At 74.2% G+C, this 18,592-nt stretch carries 16 protein-coding genes; 9 read left to right on the forward strand and 7 right to left on the reverse strand.

Features of this window, described 5'->3' with window-relative positions:
• Positions 1-391: 391 nt before the first annotated feature.
• On the reverse strand, positions 392-1,855 hold the full coding sequence (locus ACFW9D_RS00445; protein WP_188336264.1) for an FAD-dependent oxidoreductase: 1,464 nt from the start codon (positions 1,853-1,855) through the stop codon (positions 392-394).
• A 44-nt stretch (positions 1,856-1,899) separates the two neighbouring features.
• On the reverse strand, positions 1,900-2,241 hold the full coding sequence (locus ACFW9D_RS00450) for a hypothetical protein (protein ID WP_384616426.1): 342 nt from the start codon (positions 2,239-2,241) through the stop codon (positions 1,900-1,902).
• A 208-nt stretch (positions 2,242-2,449) separates the two neighbouring features.
• Here ACFW9D_RS00450 and ACFW9D_RS00455 point away from each other — a divergent pair, with 208 nt between their 5' ends.
• The 4 genes from ACFW9D_RS00455 (at position 2,450) to mmuM (ending at position 7,909) form a co-directional block, all read left to right on the forward strand.
• Positions 2,450-4,510: an NAD(+) synthase gene (locus ACFW9D_RS00455; protein WP_384616427.1), complete on the forward strand. Its 2,061-nt coding sequence runs from the start codon at positions 2,450-2,452 to the stop codon at positions 4,508-4,510.
• 205 nt (positions 4,511-4,715) lie between these two features.
• The gene (locus tag ACFW9D_RS00460) at positions 4,716-6,014 is read left to right on the forward strand and encodes an RNA-guided endonuclease InsQ/TnpB family protein (protein ID WP_384616429.1); all 1,299 of its coding nucleotides are present in this window, start codon (positions 4,716-4,718) and stop codon (positions 6,012-6,014) included.
• Positions 6,011-6,913, forward strand: coding sequence for an SAM-dependent methyltransferase (locus ACFW9D_RS00465; protein ID WP_384616430.1), 903 nt, complete (start codon positions 6,011-6,013; stop codon positions 6,911-6,913). The genes ACFW9D_RS00460 and ACFW9D_RS00465 overlap by 4 nt, the downstream gene beginning before the upstream one ends.
• A 72-nt stretch (positions 6,914-6,985) precedes the next feature.
• Positions 6,986-7,909 carry a homocysteine S-methyltransferase gene (gene mmuM / locus ACFW9D_RS00470; protein ID WP_384616431.1) on the forward strand — a complete coding sequence of 308 codons (924 nt, stop codon included), beginning with the start codon at positions 6,986-6,988 and terminating at the stop codon, positions 7,907-7,909.
• Between the two features lie 130 nt (positions 7,910-8,039).
• On the opposite strand, the gene ACFW9D_RS00475 is transcribed toward mmuM, so the two are convergent.
• Positions 8,040-8,693 (reverse strand): ThuA domain-containing protein, encoded by a 654-nt coding sequence (locus ACFW9D_RS00475; RefSeq protein ID WP_384616433.1) that lies wholly within the window; start codon positions 8,691-8,693, stop codon positions 8,040-8,042.
• A gap of 81 nt (positions 8,694-8,774) precedes the next feature.
• Between ACFW9D_RS00475 and ACFW9D_RS00480 the strand changes: the two genes are divergently transcribed.
• The gene (locus tag ACFW9D_RS00480) at positions 8,775-9,155 is read left to right on the forward strand and encodes a VOC family protein (RefSeq protein ID WP_188336270.1); all 381 of its coding nucleotides are present in this window, start codon (positions 8,775-8,777) and stop codon (positions 9,153-9,155) included.
• Here the strand turns inward: ACFW9D_RS00480 and ACFW9D_RS00485 are convergent.
• Positions 9,128-9,892: a helix-turn-helix domain-containing protein gene (locus ACFW9D_RS00485; protein ID WP_384616434.1), complete on the reverse strand. Its 765-nt coding sequence runs from the start codon at positions 9,890-9,892 to the stop codon at positions 9,128-9,130. The genes ACFW9D_RS00480 and ACFW9D_RS00485 overlap by 28 nt on opposite strands.
• Entirely contained in the window at positions 9,889-10,818 is a 930-nt protein-coding gene (locus ACFW9D_RS00490; RefSeq protein WP_188336272.1) for an AraC family transcriptional regulator, read from the reverse strand. Before ACFW9D_RS00490 ends, ACFW9D_RS00485 begins: the two co-directional genes overlap by 4 nt.
• A gap of 81 nt (positions 10,819-10,899) precedes the next feature.
• Here ACFW9D_RS00490 and ACFW9D_RS00495 point away from each other — a divergent pair, with 81 nt between their 5' ends.
• Positions 10,900-11,751 carry an NmrA family transcriptional regulator gene (locus ACFW9D_RS00495; RefSeq protein WP_188336273.1) on the forward strand — a complete coding sequence of 284 codons (852 nt, stop codon included), beginning with the start codon at positions 10,900-10,902 and terminating at the stop codon, positions 11,749-11,751.
• Positions 11,752-11,810: 59 nt separating this feature from the next.
• On the opposite strand, the gene ACFW9D_RS00500 is transcribed toward ACFW9D_RS00495, so the two are convergent.
• Positions 11,811-12,983: a YihY/virulence factor BrkB family protein gene (locus tag ACFW9D_RS00500; protein WP_188336274.1), complete on the reverse strand. Its 1,173-nt coding sequence runs from the start codon at positions 12,981-12,983 to the stop codon at positions 11,811-11,813.
• A gap of 83 nt (positions 12,984-13,066) precedes the next feature.
• Here ACFW9D_RS00500 and ACFW9D_RS00505 point away from each other — a divergent pair, with 83 nt between their 5' ends.
• The 3 genes from ACFW9D_RS00505 (at position 13,067) to ACFW9D_RS00515 (ending at position 16,891) form a co-directional block, all read left to right on the forward strand.
• Positions 13,067-14,713: an acyl-CoA dehydrogenase family protein gene (locus tag ACFW9D_RS00505; protein WP_384616437.1), complete on the forward strand. Its 1,647-nt coding sequence runs from the start codon at positions 13,067-13,069 to the stop codon at positions 14,711-14,713.
• A gap of 250 nt (positions 14,714-14,963) precedes the next feature.
• Positions 14,964-16,253, forward strand: a complete 1,290-nt coding sequence (locus ACFW9D_RS00510) for a GAF domain-containing protein (RefSeq protein WP_188336276.1) — start codon at positions 14,964-14,966, stop codon at positions 16,251-16,253.
• Positions 16,254-16,267: 14 nt separating this feature from the next.
• Positions 16,268-16,891 carry a DUF1266 domain-containing protein gene (locus ACFW9D_RS00515; protein ID WP_384616439.1) on the forward strand — a complete coding sequence of 208 codons (624 nt, stop codon included), beginning with the start codon at positions 16,268-16,270 and terminating at the stop codon, positions 16,889-16,891.
• Between the two features lies 1 nt (position 16,892).
• On the opposite strand, the gene ACFW9D_RS00520 is transcribed toward ACFW9D_RS00515, so the two are convergent.
• Complete coding sequence (locus ACFW9D_RS00520; RefSeq protein ID WP_384616440.1) at positions 16,893-18,434, reverse strand: hypothetical protein; 1,542 nt, start codon at positions 18,432-18,434, stop codon at positions 16,893-16,895.
• Positions 18,435-18,592 lie beyond the last annotated feature (158 nt).

Raw genomic sequence — 18,592 nt, forward strand, 5'->3', positions numbered from 1 at the left:
CCCACTCTCCCACCCCCCCCCCCCCCCCGCGCCCCAACACTCCCCACCCCCCCCGCCCCCGCGGGGGCGGCGCCCGGGCCGGGTGCCGGGCCGACGCCCCCGGAGGGGGCGGGTGGGCGGGAGCGGGGCTTGGGCCAGGGGCACAGGGTGCGGGCTCGCACTGTTGCGCCCCTGGCCGGCCGAGGCCGGCGCGGGGGTGGTGGAGTCTGCCTCTGCCCCTTGCGGGGGCTCCCCCACGCGGGTCTGGAGGTGCCTGCCCCTGCCCCTTGCAGGGGCTCCCCCCACGCGGGCCTGGAGGTGGCCTGCCCCTGCCCCTTACGGGGGGGCTCGGCCCGCGCGGGCCGAGTGGAGCACCGGCGCTTCAGACGGCGTCGGGCCCGTACCCGAGGCGCTACCGTCGCGCCGCCTCGTGGCCGGCGCGGCGGCCGAAGAAGGTGCCGTCGCCGAGGGAGGCCCCGCTGGCGTAGCCGCCCGTGGCGATGCCGGTGGTGGCGCGGCCGGCGGCGTAGAGGCCGGGGAGGGGGCTGCCGTCGACATGGAGGACGCGGCCCTCCGTGTCGGTGGTCAGGCCGCCCAGCGCGAAGCCGGCCGTGCGGGGGCTCAGGTCGACCGCGCCGAGCGGGCCCTTCAGGGGGCGCAGCCAAGCCGCCGCCTTGTGGTGGACGGGGTCGCGGCCCTGCTCGGCGTGGCGGTTGTAGAGGTCGAGGGTCGATTCGAGGGCGCCTTCGGGCAGGCCCATGGCGGAGGCCAGCTCGGTGGGTGTCTCGGCGACGACCGTGGGGGACGTACGCAGTTGTTCGGCGGCCCGCGTGGCGGCGTCGGCCTCCTCGAATCCGGTCTCGTCGAGGACGAGCCAGCAGCCGTTGCCCTGGTGGAGCAGGGATGCCTGGCCGATGCGGCCCGCGTAGGTGTCCTCGTTGATGAACCGCTGCCCGTGGGCGTTCACGACGATGCCCCGGATCAGGTGCTGCGGGTCGACGCCGACGGCGACCTCGCAGGCGTCGAGATGGCTGACCTGCGCGCCGAGCGCCTGGCCGAGCCGGATGGAGATGCCGTCGTGCTCCTCGACGGCCGCGCCGGGCCGCCCGCTGAGCCGGGGCGTGTGCGCGCCGACCATGGCCTCGTCGTAGGTGAAGGACCCGGTGGTGAGGATGACGCCGCGCCGGGCGCGGACGTGGAGGGTGCGGCCGAAGGAGCGGGCCCGCACTCCGCACACCCGGCCGTCGGCGGCGACGACCAGTCCGTCGACGCGGGTGTCGTAGCGGGCGGTGACGCCGAGCCGGGACGCGGTGCGCACGAGGGGTTCCATGAGGAGCCGGCCCCGGCCCTGTTCCCCGTTCGGGGCGCCGGTGAGCGGCCCCGCGCAGGGCAGGTGGCCGCGCGGCGCCGGGTCGGCGATCGCGGTGAACGGGTGGGCGTTCTCGCCGCCCGAGTACATGAGGCCCTCGTCGCCGTACGCCTCCCAGGCCGGCTCGCCGAAGAACGCGGGGCGGAAGGCCACCCCGCAGGTGCCGGTGAGCCAGTCGTAGTGCTCGGGGCTGCCCTCGCTGTAGAGGCGGATCTTGTGCGGGTCGCCACCGGGGCCGAGCGCGGCGGTGAGGAACGCGGCCATGTTCGCGGGGGTGTCGTCGTAGCCGCAGGCCCGCTGGAGCGCGGTGCCGCCGCCGAGGTAGATGAAGCCGCCGGACAGCGCGGCGGCCCCGCCCCAGCCGCCGGCGCGTTCGAGGACGAGGACCTCGGCGCCCTGCTGCGCGGCGGCGACCGCGGCCGCGGCGCCGGCGACGCCGTACCCGGCGATCACCACCTCCGCGTCGGCGTCCCATTCCGGAACCGTGCTCTCGTCGATCGGCCGCATCCGTACGCTCCTGAGGCTGGGGCTGCTCGTGGACGTGCCGGAGGCTAGGGGCCGGGACGGGTCGGGCGCGGCCGCCGTTCCCGGTCACCGGGACGGGGAGCCGCCCTCAAGGAGACGCGGGCCGGACGGGAGCGGTGCGGGACGCCGAGCTGGTGGCTGACGGTGGCGGGGGCCAGGCCGTTGCGGCGGGCGAGTTCGCCGGTGGTGCGCGGGGTGTCGGGGTCGGCGAGGAGCGCGGCGCGGCTGCGGCCGATGGGCCGGCCGGTGGCGGGCCCGCGCGGCCGGTCGAGGGCGGTGCCGAGGCCGGCGGCCGGGTGGTGGAGCACGACCTCGCCGCCGGGTTCGCGCCGCACGGAGATGTCGGCGCCGTGCGCGGGGGGGGGCACGAGGACGCCCCCCCGCCGGTCGGTGTACACGAAGCCGGCGACCGGCCACCGATCCGCGTTCGTGGTCGGTCTCGGATTCATGCGCGAGCACGGCCGCCGGCCGGCGCTGCACGACCAGAACAGCGCCCTGAAACAGCCGGGACCCGGCCGTCGGGGGGCGGCCGGGTCCCGCCGCGCAGCGCCCGGGGGCGGTTGACATGATGGGCGGGTGAACTTCCGGTCGATCTACTCCCAAGGTTTCGCCCGCGTCGCCGCCTGCACGGGGCACGCCGCGATCGCCGACCCGCTCGCCAACGCCGAGGCGGTCCTGCGCCAGGCGCGGCAGTGCGCGCGGGACGGTGTCGCGGTCGCCGTCTTCCCCGAGCTGGGCCTGACGGGCTACTCGATCGAGGACCTGCTGCTGCAGGACCCGGTCCTGGACGATGTCGAGGCCGCGCTCGCCGAGGTCGTGGCGGGCTCCGCGGACCTGATGACGGTGCTCGCGGTGGGCGCCCCGCTGCGCCACCGGCACCGGATCTACAACTGCGCGGTCCTGATCCACCGCGGCCGGATCCTCGGCGTGGTCCCGAAGTCGTACCCGCCGAACTACCGGGAGTTCTACGAGCGCCGTCAGATCGCGGGCGGCGACGACGAGCGGGGCGGCACGATCCGGGTCGGCGGCGCGGAGGTCGCGTTCGGCACGGACCTGCTGTTCGCGGCCGAGGACGTGCCGGGGCTCGTGCTGCACGCCGAGGTGTGCGAGGACATGTGGGTGCCGGTGCCGCCGAGCGCCGAGGCCGCGCTCGCCGGGGCGACGGTGCTGCTGAACCTGTCGGGCAGCCCGATCACGGTGGGCCGCGCCGAGGACCGCGGGCTGCTGTGCCGCTCGGCGTCGGCGCGCTGCCTGGCCGCGTACGTGTACTCGGCGGCGGGTCTCGGGGAGTCGACGACGGACCTGTCGTGGGACGGCCAGACGATGGTCTACGAGAACGGCGCGCTGCTCGCCGAGACGGAACGCTTCGCGCAGGGCGACCAGTTCGCGGTGGCGGACGTCGACCTGGACCTGCTGATGCAGGAGCGGCGCCGGATGGGCACGTTCGACGACAACCGCCGTACGCACGCGGCCCGCACCGGCGACTTCCGCCGGGTCGGCTTCGAGCTGGCGGCGCCGGCGACGGACTTCGGTCTGCGGCGCCGCGTGGAGCGTTTCCCCTTCGTGCCGGCGGACGCGGAGCGGCTCGCGCAGGACTGCTACGAGGCGTACAACATCCAGGTGTCGGGGCTGGTGCAGCGGCTCGGTTCGATCGGGAACCCGAAGGTCGTGATCGGGGTGTCGGGCGGTCTGGACTCGACGCACGCGCTGATCGTGGCGGCCCGCGCGATGGACCGCATGGGCCGGCCGCGCACCGACATCCTGGCGTACACGATGCCGGGCTTCGCGACGAGCGATCACACGAAGTCGAACGCGCACCAGCTGATGGAGTCCCTCGGGGTGACCTCGGCGGAGCTGGACATCTCGGACACGGCGCGGCTGATGCTGAAGGAGATGGGCCACCCGTTCTCGGAGGGCGAGCCGGTCTACGACGTCACGTTCGAGAACGTGCAGGCGGGTCTGCGCACCGACTACCTGTTCCGGCTGGCGAACCAGCGCGGCGGCATCGTGCTCGGCACCGGTGACCTGTCCGAGCTGGCGCTCGGCTGGTGCACGTACGGCGTCGGCGACCAGATGAGCCACTACAACGTGAACTCGGGTGTGCCGAAGACGCTGATCCAGCACCTGATCCGGTGGGTGGTGAGCAGCGGGCAGTTCGGTGACGAGGCCGGCAAGACGCTCACGGCGATCCTGGACACGGAGATCAGCCCCGAGCTGGTGCCCGGCGAGGAGCTCCAGTCGACGGAGTCGAAGATCGGGCCGTACGCGCTGCACGACTTCACGCTGTTCCACGTGCTGCGGTACGGGTTCCGGCCGACGAAGATCGCGTTCCTGGCGTGGCACGCGTGGCGGGACAGGACGGCCGGTGCCTGGCCGCCCGGCTTCCCGGAGTCGGACCACAAGGAGTACGACCTGGCGGAGATCCGGCACTGGCTGGAGTACTTCTGCAAGCGCTTCTTCCAGTTCGCCCAGTTCAAGCGGTCCGCGATGCCGAACGGGCCGAAGGTGTCGGCGGGCGGTTCGCTGTCCCCGCGCGGCGACTGGCGGGCCCCGTCGGACGGGAACGCGCGGGCGTGGCTGCGGGATCTGGAGCGCTGGTCGCCGGCCGAGGTGGAGTCCGACGGGTCACCGGTCTAGTCGCCCGCAACTGTGCGGGATTCGCTACCGGGATTCATTCGCAGTGCTCCGGCCTTCAGCCCGGGGGTGAAGCGATTCTGGTCGTGGTGACGCGGAGCGTCGCGGTGGCCTTCCGTCGGAGCCGGAGACTCGCTGCCGGGAGGGTGGCGGATCGCTCACACGTTCCCAGCGACGACACGAGTTCGCGTTGCCTAGTGTGATCGTCATGCAACTCCGGTACGCCTTCAGGCTGTACCCGAACGCCGTCCAACAGGCCGCGTTGGCCAGGGCGTTCGGGTGCGCCCGCGTCGTGTTCAACGACGCGGTGCGCGCCCGCGAGGAAGCACGCAGGGCCGGGCGGGCGTTTCCGACGGCCGGTGACCTGTCGAAGAAGCTGATCACACAGGCGAAGCGGACGAAGGAACGGTCCTGGCTGGGCGAGGTCTCCGCCGTGGTGCTCCAGCAGTCCCTGCGCGACGTCGAGAGTGCCTACCGCAACTTCTTCGCCTCCCTCACCGGCAAGCGCAAGGGCCCCAGGCTGGGCCCACCCCGGTTCAAGTCCCGCAAGGATCACCGGCAGTCGATCCGGTTCACCGCCAACGCCCGCTGGAAGATCACTGACGGCGCGCGCCTGGAGCTGCCGAAGATCGGTGCGGTGAAGGTGAGATGGTCCCGCACCCTGCCCGCCACCCCGTCGTCGGTCACCGTGGTCAAGGACGCGGCCGGCCGGTACTTCGCCTCGTTCGTCATCGACACCGACCCGGCTGCCGACGCCGTCCGGATGCCCGAGACCGACGCGAGCATCGGCATCGATCTCGGCCTCACCCACTTCGCAGTCCTGTCCGACGGTACGAAGATCGACTCCCCGCGGTTCCTTCGCCGGGCGGAGAAGAAACTGAAGAAGGCCCAAAAGGAGCTGTCCCGCAAACAGAAGGGATCGAAGAACCAGGCCAAGGCCCGCCTGAAGGTCGCCCGCGCCCACGCAGCCGCCACCGACGCACGCCGTGAGTTCCACCACCAGCTCTCCACCCGCCTGATCCGCGAGAACCAAGCGATCGCCGTGGAAGACCTGGCGGTGAAGGCGCTGGCGCGCACCAGGCTGGCCAAGTCCGTCCATGACGCGGGCTGGTCGTCGTTTGTGAACATGCTGAAGTACAAGGCTGAGCGGTACGGTCGCACCCTGGCGAAGATCGGCCGGTTCGAGCCGACCTCCCAGACCTGCTCCACCTGCGGTGCCAAGGACGGACCCAAACCCCTGAACGTGAGGGAATGGACCTGCGCCGCCTGCGGCACCCGTCATGACCGGGACATCAACGCCGCACTGAACATCAGACAGGCCGCCGGACTGGCGGTATCGGCCTGCGGAGCGCCGGTAAGACCAGAACCCGTTCTGGCACAGCGCGAAGAAACAGGAAGCCACGGATTCCCGACCGGAAACCGCGCCGCGCAGCGGCACGGCAACCCGTCAGAGAAGGCCAGAATCCCCGCCCTTCAAAGCGAGGAGCATGTCAAGGTGTTGCGATGACTGACGCCACAGCACCCCGTACCGATGCCGAGGCATGGCAGCAGGTGCGCGAGCGGATCGACACCACGCGCCCCCACCCGGCCCGCGTCTACGACGCCCTCGTCGGCGGCAAGAACCACTACGCGGTCGACCGGGCGGCGGCGACCAAGGCCCTGGGTCACAACCCGCGCGGCTACCTCGACGTGCGGCACAACCGGGACTTCATGCGGCGCGCGGTGCTGCACCTGACGCGGGATCACGGGTTGCGCCAGTTCCTCGACATCGGCACGGGACTGCCGACCCGGCCGAACGTCCACGAGATCGCCCAGGGCGTCGACCCGTCCGCCCGGGTCGTCTACGTGGACCACGACCCGGTGGTGCTCGCGCACGCGCGGGCCCTGCTGTCCGGCGGGCCCGAGGGCCGGACCGCCTATCTCGACGCGGACCTGCGCGACCCGGCCGCGATCCTGAAGGGCGCCCGCGACACCCTGGAATGGGACCGGCCCGTGGCGCTGGGGCTGGCGGCGGTGCTGCACTTCGTCCCCGAGCCCGAGGCGTCCACGATCACGGCCGAGCTCACGGCGGCCCTGCCGTCGGGCAGCGCGGTGTTCCTCAGCCATCTGACGGCCGACCTCAACCCGGACACGATCCTGCCGGGCCTGAAGGCGACGGGCATGCCCTTCACGCTGCGTTCGCGCGCCGAGGTGCTGCGTTTCCTGACGGACAACGGCCTGGAGCCCGTCGAGCCTGGTGTCGTCCCCGTGCACCACTGGCACCCGGACGGCACCTGGCGGCACACCGAGCTGGAGCCGGCCGAGGAGGCGGCGCTGGACCCGCTGGAGCGGGCGGCACGGCGCGGCATCGGTGACGTCCGGGACGAGGACATCAACATCTACGGGGTCGTGGCGCTCAAGCCTTGAGGTCCGGTGGGCCTGGACAGCTGGGTGAGACGGCCCGGCGTCGCCGGGGCGCACGGAGCTATCGTCGGAGGCATGATCCGCAGCACCGCGTTCACCGAGGCGCTCGCCGCCGGCCCGCTCGTCCTCGACGGCGGGATGTCGAACCAGTTGGAGGCGGCCGGGCACGACCTGAGCGACGAGCTCTGGTCGGCCCGGCTGCTCGCCGAGGACCCGGCCGCGATCGTCGCCGCGCACCGGGCGTACTACGCGGCGGGCGCGGACGTCGCGATCACCGCGAGCTATCAGGCCACGTTCGAGGGGTTCGCGCGGCGCGGGGTCGGACGGGAGCGGGCCGGTGAACTCATCGCGTCCAGCGTCCGGCTGGCCCGGGAAGCGGCCGACGCGGAGCCCCCGACCGGGGAGCGGCCGCGGTTCGTCGCCGCATCCGTCGGGCCGTACGGAGCGATGCTGGCGGACGGGTCCGAGTACCGGGGGCGCTACGGGTTGAGCGTCGCCGAACTGGAGGCGTTCCACCGGCCGCGGCTCGACGTGCTCGTGGAGGCGGGGCCGGACGTGCTCGCGCTGGAGACGGTGCCGGACGCGGTTGAGGCGGAGGCCTTGCTGCGGATCGTGCGCGGGGCGGGGGTGCCGGTCTGGCTGTCGTACAGCGTCGCCGAGGGGCGCACGCGGGCCGGGCAGCCGCTGGAGGAGGCGTTCGCGCTCGCCGCGGAGGCCGAGGAGGTCGTGGCCGTCGGGGTCAACTGCTGCGCGCCCGAGGACGCGGACGAGGCGGTACGGGTCGCTGCTCGGGTCACCGGGCGGCCCGTCGTCGTGTATCCCAACAGTGGGGAGCGGTGGGACGCCGTGGCCCGGGGCTGGCGCGGGGAGTCGACGTTCGGGGCGGACCGGGTGGACGGCTGGTGCGGGGCGGGGGCCCGCCTGATCGGAGGCTGCTGCCGGGTGGGCCCGGACGGCGTCTCCGCGATCGCCGGGACGCTGGCGTCGCGCCGGACGTGACGCGGTCGCGCTCGGTACGGGGTGGGCCGAGGTGCACCATGGTCGTCCGCCTCGCCGTCGTGGCTGATCGCGCCCACGCGGCGGAGCCGCGAGTCGACACGGCCCCGCGCCCCGCACAGGGCGCCGTCGGCTAGGAATCGGCTCGGGCCGCCCAGGTCACCGCCGCCGCCAGATGCGTGCGGAAAGCCGGGTCCTCGTAGGCGGAGGGGGCGTGGCCCAGGGAGGTGTAGAAGACGCGGCCCGCGCCCTGGGGGCGGCACCAGATCAGGGGGTGCGCGGGGCCCGTACCGGCGCCGGTGTAGGAGGACTCGTCCGCGCGGGCCAGGACGCGGACGGCCGGATCGCGCGCGGGGTCCGCGTCGAAGTCGTACCACTCGTCCGTCCAGTTCCAGACGGGAGGAAGGTGACGCGTCGCGGGGTGGGAGCGGTCGGTGACGAGGACGCGGCCCGGCTGGTACGCCGGGTGCCCGGTGAAGCGGGCGCCCAGCAGCTCCCCGAAGTACGGCCACCCGTACTCCGCACAGGCCGCCGCGTGCACCCCCACGAACCCCCCGCCCCCGTCGACGTACGCCGCGAGCCTCTCCCGCCCCGCGTCCGTCAGCACCTCCCCGGTGGTGGACAGGAAGACGACCGCGCCGGGCCGCTGGCCGAGCGCGTCGGCGAACTCGTCGGGGTCCTCGGCGTGCCGTACCCCGAACCCGAGGTCGCGCAGCGCCCGGACGCCGTGCGGGATGGACGCGTGCCGGTACCCCGTGGTGCGGGTGTGGACCAGGATCGTTGGCATGCCGGGACCCTAGCCAGCGCGGCGCCGGCCGCGTCCGATCCGTACAAGACTCGTCGCGTACGCCGTGCCTACGGTGGCCGCATGAGCAACGAGAACTCCGTGCGTCTGGACGCCATCGGCGTCGCCACCTCCGACCTGCCCGCCGCACTCGCCTTCTACCGCCGGCTCGGCCTGACGTTCCCCGAGGGCGCCGAGCGGCTGCCGCACGTCGAGGCCGAACTGCCGGGCGGCGTCCGGCTGATGTTCGACCCCGTGGACGGCGCGAAGGATCTCGGGCGGGGACGCGTGGGGCTGGCCTTCCTGTGTGCGGGCGGCGCGGCCGGGGTCGACGCGAAGTACGCGGAGCTGACCGGGGCCGGGCACCACGGCGAGGCGGAGCCGTGGGACGCCGACTGGGGGCAGCGGTACGCGGTCGTGCACGACCCGGACGGGAATCAGGTCGATCTGTTCGCGTGGTTGTGAAGCCCCGCCTGGAAACCCGTCTGAGACTCCGTCGGAGACCCCGTCCGAAACCCGGCCGGGGTACGGCCCGTCAGCGTCTTCACGTCGCGGGTCAGATGGGCCTGGTCGGTGTAACCGGCGCGGGCCGCCGTCTCGGCGAGGGGGACGCCCGCGCGGGTGAGCGCGAGGGCCCGTTGCAGCCGCAGGACGCGGGCCAGCGTCTTGGGGCCGTAGCCGAACGCGGCGAGGGAGCGGCGGTGCAGCGCCCGCGCGCCGAGCCCCGTCGCCGCGGCCGTACCCGCGACGGTGCGCCCCGCGCCGAGGGCCGCGACGACGTGGGCGAGCAGCGGGTCCGGTGGTCCGGCGGCGCCCGCGATCCGGGCGGCCTCGGCGGCGAGCGCCGCGCCCGGGTCGGTGGCCGCGTCGATCCGCTCGGTGATGCGCCGGGCCTCGGCGGCGGGCCACAGGTCGGCGAGGTCGACGCGCCGGTCGCGCAGTTCGTGCGCGGGGACGCCGAGACAGGCGGGCGCGGTGCCGGGGGCGAAGCGGACGCCGGCGTAGAGGCGCCGCGCACCGGGCCCGGCGGCGTGCGCGCGGGTGTCGGGTCCGGCGACGAAGAGCCGGCCCTCGCTCCAGATGAGGTCCATGCAGCCGTCGGGCAGCACGGATGCCCCGGTTTCGGGGGCGGCGCCCGTCGTGCGGGTCCACAGGACGGCGCCGGGCACGGAGCAGGCCCGCTCCCGGTACGGCCCGCTCATCCCCGGTACTCCTGCGGGCTGACCCCGTACTCCCGCTTGAACGCGCTGGACAGGGCGAACGCACTGCCGTAGCCGACCTGGCGGGCGATCGCGGCGATGGTCAGCCCGCTGTCGCGCAGCCGGTCGGCGGCGAGCGCGAGCCGCCAGCCGGTCAGGTACGTCATCGGGGGCTCGCCCACGAGTTCCGTGAAGCGGCGGGCGAGCGCGGCCCGCGAGACCCCGGCCTTCTCGGCGAGCGCGGCGACGGTCCAGGGGTGCGCGGGGTCGTCCTGGACGAGCCGCAGCGCGGGGCCGACGACGGGGTCGCCGAGCGCCCGGTACCAGGCGGGGGCGTCGGCCTCGGGGCGGGAGAACCAGGCGCGCAGCGAGGAGATGAGCAGCAGGTCGAGGAGCCGGTCGAGGACGACGTCCTGGCCGGGTTCGTCGCGGGTGATCTCGTCGGCGACGAGCGGGGTGAGCGGGCACTGCCACACCTCGGTGGGCAGGACGAGCAGCGGCGGCAGCGCGTCGAGCAGCCGGCCGCTGAGCTCGCCGCGCATCTGGTAGGTACCGATCAGCATCTTCGCGGGGCCGTCAGGGGACTCGCCCCACTCGCGCACGCCGAGCGGCTTGTAGCGGCCCGCGTGGGCGGGGCCGAGCGGCCGGCACTCCTGGCCGGGGCCGATCTCGGCGCGGGGCGCGGTCGCGGGGTCGTCGCAGCAGACGTAGGGGTCGGGGCCGCGGGCGATCGCGATGTCCCCGGGGCGGACGCGGCAGGGCGCGCCGTCGCCGCCGGGCAGGATCCAGGCGTCGCCCTCGACCATGATCATCACGGTGAGGGGTGCCTCGTCGGCGATCCGTACCGACCACGGCGGCTCGAAACAGGCCCGGATCATGAAGGCCCCGCGCGCCCGTGGCCCCTCCAGAAGACCTGCGAGTACGTCCATGGCCCCGAGCGTAGACGGACGCGTATGGGCGTGAGCGGCTCACCGATGTTTCCGCGTCCCGGGCCGCAGTTGAGTGGAGGCATGACAGCGAACGAGAACGAGATGCGGACGGTACTGGTGACCGGGGCGACCGGTCGGACGGGTGGCCGGGTGGCCGAGGCGGCGCGGGCCGCCGGCCTGGAAGTGCGGGCGGCCTCGCGGTCGGGCGCGGTGCGCTTCGACTGGGCGGACCCGGCGACGTGGGACGCGGCGCTGGACGGCGCGGACGGGGCGTATCTGGCGTTCCCGTCGGACATCGGGGCGCCGGACGCCGCGCCCGCGGTGGGGGCGCTGGCGCGCCGGGCGGTGGAGCTCGGGGTGTCCCGGCTGGTGCTGCTGTCGGCGCGCGGCGAGGACCAGGCGCGGCCGGCGGAGGAGGCGTTCCTCGCGGCGGGCGGGAGGGCGACGGTGCTGCGCTGCGCGTGGTTCCACCAGAACTTCGGCGAGGGCCCGCTCGCCGAGCAGGTCGGCGGCCCCGAGCTGGTGTTCGCGGCGCCGCGGGAGCTGCGCGAGCCGTTCCTCGACGTGCTGGACATCGCGGACGTGGCGGTGACGGTGCTGCGGGACCCGGCCGGACGGTGGGCGGGACGGGCGCTGGATCTGACCGGGCCCGAGCTGCTGACGTGGGGCGAGGCCCTGGCGGCGGTCGCGGCGGCGACGGGCACGGAGAAGACCTACGTGGGCGTGCCCGCGGCGGCGTACGGCGACGCGCTGCGCGGGTTCGGGGTGCCGGAGGAGGAGGTGGGCTTCCTGGTGGAGCTGTTCGAGACGCTGCTGGACGGGCGCAACGCGGCGCTGAGCGGCGATGTGGAGCGGGTGCTCGGGCGGGCCCCGCGCCGCTTCGCGGAGTTCGCGGCGCGGGCGGCGGCCGCCGGCACGTGGAAGCGGGCCTGAGCGGACCGGACACCCGGTCCGGACACCCGGTCCGAGTCGCCGGACGGCCCCGACAGCCCCTAGTCCGTGTCGTGGTCGCGCGGGGTGTCGTGGTTCTGGGAGGTGTCGTCGGGGTGGGGGTGTTCGCGCCGGGTGTGGGTGCGCAGGCGGGACGTCACGTCCTCCGGGGGCAGGAACTTGGACCAGCGCTCGGGGAACTCGGAGGGCATGTCGGGGTCGTCGGGGTCGTGCTCATCGTTGCGGTGCGCGGCCCAGGCGATGTACTCGGCGGCGACGGCCTCGCGGTGACGCTCGTTCGCCTCGCGCGCGGCGGCCGTCGCGACGGACGGCCAGACGCGGTCGATCGCCGCGTTGACCGCGGCGCCGACGAGCACGGCGAACGCGGAGACGCCGATCCACAGGAGCACGGCGACGGGCGCGGCGAGGGAGCCGTAGATCGTGGGGCCCTCGATGGTGTTGGTGATGTAGAGGCGGAGCAGGAAGCTGCCGGGGATCCACATCGCGAGGGCCACGAGGGCGCCGGGCACGTCCTCGATCCAGGGCGAGCGCACGGGCACGGACACGTGGTAGAGCGTCGTCAGGAAGGCGACGGACAGGACCAGGACGACCGGCCAGTACAGGACCTGGACGACGGTCTCGGACCAGGGCACCAGCGCGATCACCGCGTCCGGTCCCGCGATCATGAGCGGCAGCGCGATGGAGCCGACGACGAGCCCGACGAGGAAGAGCAGGAAGGCGAGCAGCCGGGTCTTCACGATGCCGCGCACCCCGTCGAGCCCGTACATCACGGTGACGGTGTCGACGAAGGTGGAGACGGCGCGGGAGCCCGACCACAGGGAGATGAGGAAGCCGATGGAGATGACGTCGGGGCGGCCGCCCTTGATGACGTCGTCGAGAATCGGTTCTGCGATCTCCTTGACGCCCTCGTCCGTCAGGACGGTGCGGGACGCCTCCAGGATGTTGTCGCGGACGCCGGCGATGGTGTCGGCGCCGGTCCAGGTGTCGACGTAGGCGAGCAGGCCGACGAGGGAGAGCAGCAGCGGCGGCACCGACAGCAGGGTGAAGAACGCCGCCTCGGCCGCGAGGCCCAGGATGCGGTACTCCATGCACGAGTTGACGGTGTCCTTGAGCAGCAGCCAGGCGGTCCTCCGCTTCGACACGTTCCGGTAGAGAGCTCGGGCCCGGTGGAGACGGCCGGACGGCCGCTGGGGCGATTCACTTGCTGGCTGCACGCCCTAACGTTATCCGGCGCGCGGCAGTGCCCCGCTCCCCCGGTGCCCGGGGCCGCGCCCGCCCCGGCGGTAGGTTCGCGGGCATGGCAGCGAGCACGCACACGGTGACCAACCAGCCCCCGCCGCTGACGGCGTACGACGTCTTCGGCACCGACCTCGCCCTGGTGGAGGGACTGGACCGGCATCTGGACCCGGAACACGTGGACGCCGCGCGCCGGGAGCTGACCGAGCTGGGCCGCGCGGCGGGCAGCGCGCAGGTCCAGGAGTGGGCCCGGCTGGCGAACGAGCGTCCGCCGGTGCTGCGCACCCACGACCGCTACGGGCACCGGATCGACGAGGTCGAGTTCGCTCCGGCCTGGCACCGGCTGCTCGGCAAGGGCGTCGGCGCCGGGCTCACCTCCGCCTGGGGCCGGCCGGACGGCCATCTGCGGCGCGCCGCCGCGTTCCTGGTGTGGTCGCAGGCGGAGGCGGGTCATCTGTGCCCGCTGTCGATGACGTACGCGGCGGTGCCCGCGCTGCGCGCCGAGCCGGACCTGGCGGCGGTGTGGGAGCCGCGGCTGGCCTCGGCGGTCTACGAGTCGGGGCTGCGGCCCGCGGGGGACAAGGCGGGCGCGCTGCTCGGCACGGCCCTGACGGAGAAGCAGGGCGGCAGCGATCTGCGGGCGGTGACGACGCGGGCGGAGCCGGTGGCCGGCGAGGACGGGGCGTACCGGCTGACGGGGCACAAGTGGTTCTGCAGCGCGCCGATGTCGGACGGGTTCCTGGTGCTCGGGCGGGCCGCGGACGGGCTGACCTGTTTCCTGGTGCCTCGGGTCCTGGACGACGGCACCCGCAATCCGTTCGCGCTGCAACGCCTCAAGGACAAGCTGGGCAACCGCTCGAACGCGACGGCCGAGGTGGAGTTCGACGGGACGTGGGCGCTGCGGGTCGGCGACGAGGGGCGGGGCCTGGCGGCGGTCATGGGGACGGTGGCGGCGAGCCGGCTGGACTGCGCGCTCGGCTCGGCGGCCCTGATGCGGCAGGCGGTGGCGCAGGCCATCCACCACTGCACCCATCGCACGGCGTTCGGCGCGCCGCTGGCCGAACAGCCGCTGATGCGCAACGTGCTGGCCGATCTGGCGCTGGAGTCGGAGGCGGCGACGACGCTGGTGCTGCGGCTCGCGGCGGCGCTCGACCGGGCGGAGGCGGGCGACGAGCGCGAGCGGGCGCTGCTGCGGATCGCGGTGCCCGCCGCGAAGTACTGGGTGACGAAGCGGTGTGCTCCGCTGGTGGCCGAGGCCCTCGAGTGCCTCGGCGGCAACGGGTACGTGGAGGAGTCGGGGCTGCCCCGGCTGCTGCGCGAGTCGCCGCTCAACTCGGTCTGGGAGGGCTCGGGCAATGTGCAGGCCCTGGACGTGCTGCGGGCGCTGCGGACCGAACCGGGCGCGCTGGACGCGTTCCTGATCGAGCTGGGCCGGAGCCGGGGCGCCGACCACCGGCTCGACGCGGCGGTGCGGGGCCTGCTGACCGAACTCGGCGACCTGGACGGGGTGGAGGCTCGCGCGCGGCGGCTCGTGGAGCGGATCGCGCTGGTGCTGCAGGGTTCGCTGCTCGTGCGGTGCGCGCCGGACGAGGTGGCGGACGCGTTCTGCGCGGCGCGGCTCGGCGGGGACGGGGGCGCGGCGTTCGGGACGCTGCCGCACGGCGCGGATCTCGCCGGGATCGTGGAGCGGGCGCGGCCCGTGGAGTGACCGGGGACGGCCCGGTCGCGGGGCACGGGTGCGGGGATGGTGCTGCGCCGACACGGCACCATCCCCGTCCGTCCGTGCCAGTTTCAAACGCCGTACGGTTGTTCGCCAGGGTTGCAGGGGGTTGCAACGTTCCTTCGGAAGTCGCCTCCCCGTACGTCCCGGAGGTGCACGATGGGCGTGCCTCCCCCCAAGGGCCCGCACATCTCTGCGTACACGCCCGCACATCTCTTCGTACACGTAGGAATCAGGCATGGACCAGGAGTCGACGATCGATCTGACGCGGCTGTCCGCGATGGACGCGGCGCTGGCGGCGCGGATGCTCAAGGGGGTGCGGGACGCGACGCTGTCGGGGAACCGGCCCCGGGTCAGGCCGCGCCCGGTGATCCGTGAGTCCTGGGGGCGGATGCTGCGCGGCGGCGTCGACCCGGACCACGACGTGCGGCGCGGGCTGCTCGGCGTCGACGAGGTGGAGGAGCGCCGGCAGACCTCGCCGCTGCTGCCGGTGCTGCCCGTGCTGCGGGAGGCGCTGGTCACGGTCGCGGAGGCGGCGCAGCACATCATGGTGGTGAGCGACGCGGACGGCCGGATCCTGTGGCGCGAGGGGCATCCGACGGTGCTGCGGATGGGCGACCGGCTCGGTTTCGAGGTGGGCGCGCACTGGGCGGAGGACGTGGTCGGGACGAACGGGGTGGGCACGCCGCTGGTCACCCGGCGCCCGGTGCAGGTGTTCTCCGCCGAGCACTTCGTGCGTTCGCACCATCCGTGGACGTGCACGGGCGCGCCGATGACCGATCCGCGCGACGGGCGGCTGCTGGGTGTGGTGGACGTGAGCGGCCCGCTGGAGACGATGCATCCGGGGACGCTGTCGTGGGTGCACGCGGTGGCGCAGCTCGCGGAGGCGCGGCTGCGCGAGCGGCATGTGAACGGTCTGGAGCGGCTGCGGGCGGTCGCGGCGCCGGTGCTCGCCCGGATCGGCGGCCGGGCGCTCGTGGTCGACGCGCACGGGTGGACGGCGGCGGTGACGGGGATGCCGCTGCCGGACCGGGTGGCGCTGCCCCGGTCGCCCGCGGAGGGCCCGTGCTGGATCCCCTCGCTCGGGCCGTGCACGCTGGCGCCGCTGGCGGGCGGCTGGCTGGTCCGGCCGCGGCGGACGGCGGAGCCGCAGACCGCCGCCCGGATCGTGCTCGACGTCAGCCGGCCGCGGCACTGGTCGGTACGGGTGTGGGGCGCGGCCGGCTCGTGGACGCACGAACTGAGTCCGCGGCACGCCGAGTTGCTGTATCTGCTGGCGTTGCGCCGGGAGGGGCGCACGGCGGCGGGTCTGGCCGAGGACCTGTTCGGCGATCCGGCCCGCACGGTGACGGTGCGGGCCGAACTGTCCCGGGTCCGCCGCTATCTGGGCTGTCTGCTGGAGCACCGCCCCTACCGGTTCCCCGAGGACGCGGAGGTCGAGGTGGTGATGCCGGCCGACCCGCGGGATCTGCTGCCGCACTCGACGGCTCCCGCGGTGGTCGCGGCGCGGGGCGGGTTCGACGGGTAGTACCCTCCGCGCCCATGCTTCGGTTCAGACTCAGGCCCAGGACGGAACGCAGGTACCGCACGCCGCTCGGCGCCCACCAGTTGTGGATGGTGTCGCTGAGCGCTCCGGTGAGCCGGGACCGGGACGCGTCCCGTACGACGCTGTACCCGTTCACCCGGATCGACGACGACAAGGCCCGGCTCTGGCTGGCCGGGCAGTGGGAGATCGCGACGCGCGAGGAACTGCTCGGGCGGCTCGGCGGGCTCGCCCGCTCCGGGTACCGGGCGTCGGCCCGTGCGCGGTACGGCGTGGAGCCGCTGGCCTGGGACATCGCCCTGTACACGGACATCACGCGGCGCGGCTTCGGCTGCGGGCTGCTGGACGAGGCCGACGCGTGGAACCTGCTGAGGAACGTGGTGCCGCAGCTCGCCCGCACCTACGACTCGTGGCAGGAGTACGCGGAGGACTATCTGCTCGGGCGGCGGATCTGGCGCGAGGACCTGAGCGGCCGGGCGTCCTCGCCGCAGTCGCTGCCGGCGCCCCAGAGCGTCGCGGACGCGCACGTGGCGGCGCTGCTCGATCCGGCCGACCGGAAGAGCCCCTGGAACCTCGTTCCGTGGGACGCCATCCGGCGGCCGGACCGGCCGGTGGGACGGTGACTCAGCCGGCGTTCAGGGCGCCGACGGAGACGGGGCCCTGGGCGGCGACGGGGTTCCCGGCGAAGTCGCGGGGGCCCGCGTCGGGGTGCGGGACTCCGGCGCCGATGACGGGCGAGCCGGGCCGCGGGGTGTAGGCGGCGGCCGCGTCGGCGAGACCGGTGGCGGTGCCGGGCGCGGTGAGCAGCGGGTCGGCGCCGGTGCCGCCCGGGTTGTCGGGGACGGAGCCGACGCCGTACAGCGCGTTGTGCGACAGGGTGACGCCGCCGGAACGCAGATTGAAGTTCGCGGTGCCGGCGCCGGCCTTCTGGACGACGTTGTCGACGAAGGCGATCTCGTGCCGGTTGGTGGTGTTCTCGTTGACGACGGTCTGGCTGACGCCGTCGCCGATGTAGATCGTGTTGTGCAGGAAGCGGACGTCGGAGAACGTGCCGCGGCAGGTCTCGATGCCGCGGAAGTGGTCGTTCTGGCTGACGTTGAAGCGGATGACGGCGTCGGAGAGGCTGCCGTCGGCGGTGCAGACGAGGAAGAAGCCGCCCGCGTTGTCGTGGCTGTAGTTGTACTGGAAGACGGTCCCGTTCGTGCCCTCGTCGACGTCGTACGCCATGCCGTCGCGGGTGGTCTCGCCGCCCGAGGTGTCGTTGTACTGGAAGACGGTGCCGTCCGCGTTGTACGGCCACATGCCCGCGTTGTAGCCGGCCGAGCGGCGCTGGAAGCCGCGCAGGGTGTTGTGCTCGACGAGGGCGCCGTCGGTGACGGTCATGACGATGCCGTCGCCGCCGAGGTCGGAGAGCGTGTTGCCGCGCACCACGACCCGGGTGGAGGGGGTCCAAGCCGGTCCGCCGGGCTTGTAGTCGCTGATGCCGGGGCGCTGGCTCCAGGTGGAGGAGACGCGGATGCCGCCGCGGTCGATGTGGTCGAGGCGGTTGTTCTCGACGCGGACGTCGTCGAAGCGGCTGGGCACGCGGGTTCCGGTGGCGGCGAACAGGATGCCCTCGGAGCCGTTGGCGTCCTTGGTGTCGTCGCCGAGCACGTCGTGGATCGTGAGGTTCGTGATCCGGTAGTGGGTGCCGGTGCCGTAGTCGTCGAGCAGGACGCGGACGCCGCGGCGCTTGGTGCCGGGGTTCGCCGCGTTGGTGATGTCGAGGTCGGACAGTTCGATCCACTCGGTGTTGCGCAGCAGCACGGCGTCGACGGCTCCGTTGCCGTCGACGACGGGCTTGGCGGCGGCCGGGTCGCCGTAGGCGCCGATCCGTACGGGGGCCCCGGCGCGCCCGGCGCCGGCCGGCGCGAGGGTGCCGGCGCACCGGGTGCCGCGCTTGAGCACCACCGAGTCGCCGGGCCGCAGCCGCTGCCCGTTGACGGCGGCCAGACTCCGCCAGGGCGTCTTCGCGGTACCGGTCTCGGGCAGCCCGCCGGGGGCCTGGCAGTCGACATGGTGGACGCGGGGGGCGTCGTGCGGGGCGGCGCCGGCGGCGGGCGCGGTCCCCAGCGCCGTCGCCACGCAGCCCGCCGCGGCGAGCGCTGCGGTCGTGATCCGTCTCATGCGCCACAGGGTGTCGGCTGCGCCCACCGGTGAACATGGACAAACGCACCCGGTGCGTGGACATCCGGGCGAGCGAGCCGCCGGGCCGGCCGGGACAGACAGGTCCGCCCCCTCGACCGATGTGCAAAGGGCGCACCACAGGGCGGGGGGCCCCGGAG

This window comes from Streptomyces sp. NPDC059524, assembly GCF_042749255.1.
In the GTDB taxonomy this organism is placed as follows: domain Bacteria; phylum Actinomycetota; class Actinomycetes; order Streptomycetales; family Streptomycetaceae; genus Streptomyces; species Streptomyces xanthii.

Excerpts from the sequence above, each read along its gene's own strand:
- ACFW9D_RS00445 (WP_188336264.1), bottom strand. The coding sequence starts at position 1,855 with ATGCGGCCGATCGACGAGAGCACGGTTCCGGAATGGGACGCCGACGCG.
- ACFW9D_RS00460 (WP_384616429.1), top strand. The coding sequence starts at position 4,716 with ATGCAACTCCGGTACGCCTTCAGGCTGTACCCGAACGCCGTCCAACAG.
- ACFW9D_RS00465 (WP_384616430.1), top strand. The coding sequence starts at position 6,011 with ATGACTGACGCCACAGCACCCCGTACCGATGCCGAGGCATGGCAGCAG.
- mmuM (WP_384616431.1), top strand. The coding sequence starts at position 6,986 with ATGATCCGCAGCACCGCGTTCACCGAGGCGCTCGCCGCCGGCCCGCTC.
- ACFW9D_RS00475 (WP_384616433.1), bottom strand. The coding sequence starts at position 8,693 with ATGCCAACGATCCTGGTCCACACCCGCACCACGGGGTACCGGCACGCG.
- ACFW9D_RS00480 (WP_188336270.1), top strand. The coding sequence starts at position 8,775 with ATGAGCAACGAGAACTCCGTGCGTCTGGACGCCATCGGCGTCGCCACC.
- ACFW9D_RS00485 (WP_384616434.1), bottom strand. The coding sequence starts at position 9,892 with ATGAGCGGGCCGTACCGGGAGCGGGCCTGCTCCGTGCCCGGCGCCGTC.
- ACFW9D_RS00490 (WP_188336272.1), bottom strand. The coding sequence starts at position 10,818 with ATGGACGTACTCGCAGGTCTTCTGGAGGGGCCACGGGCGCGCGGGGCC.
- ACFW9D_RS00495 (WP_188336273.1), top strand. The coding sequence starts at position 10,900 with ATGACAGCGAACGAGAACGAGATGCGGACGGTACTGGTGACCGGGGCG.
- ACFW9D_RS00505 (WP_384616437.1), top strand. The coding sequence starts at position 13,067 with ATGGCAGCGAGCACGCACACGGTGACCAACCAGCCCCCGCCGCTGACG.
- ACFW9D_RS00510 (WP_188336276.1), top strand. The coding sequence starts at position 14,964 with ATGGACCAGGAGTCGACGATCGATCTGACGCGGCTGTCCGCGATGGAC.
- ACFW9D_RS00515 (WP_384616439.1), top strand. The coding sequence starts at position 16,268 with ATGCTTCGGTTCAGACTCAGGCCCAGGACGGAACGCAGGTACCGCACG.
- ACFW9D_RS00520 (WP_384616440.1), bottom strand. The coding sequence starts at position 18,434 with ATGAGACGGATCACGACCGCAGCGCTCGCCGCGGCGGGCTGCGTGGCG.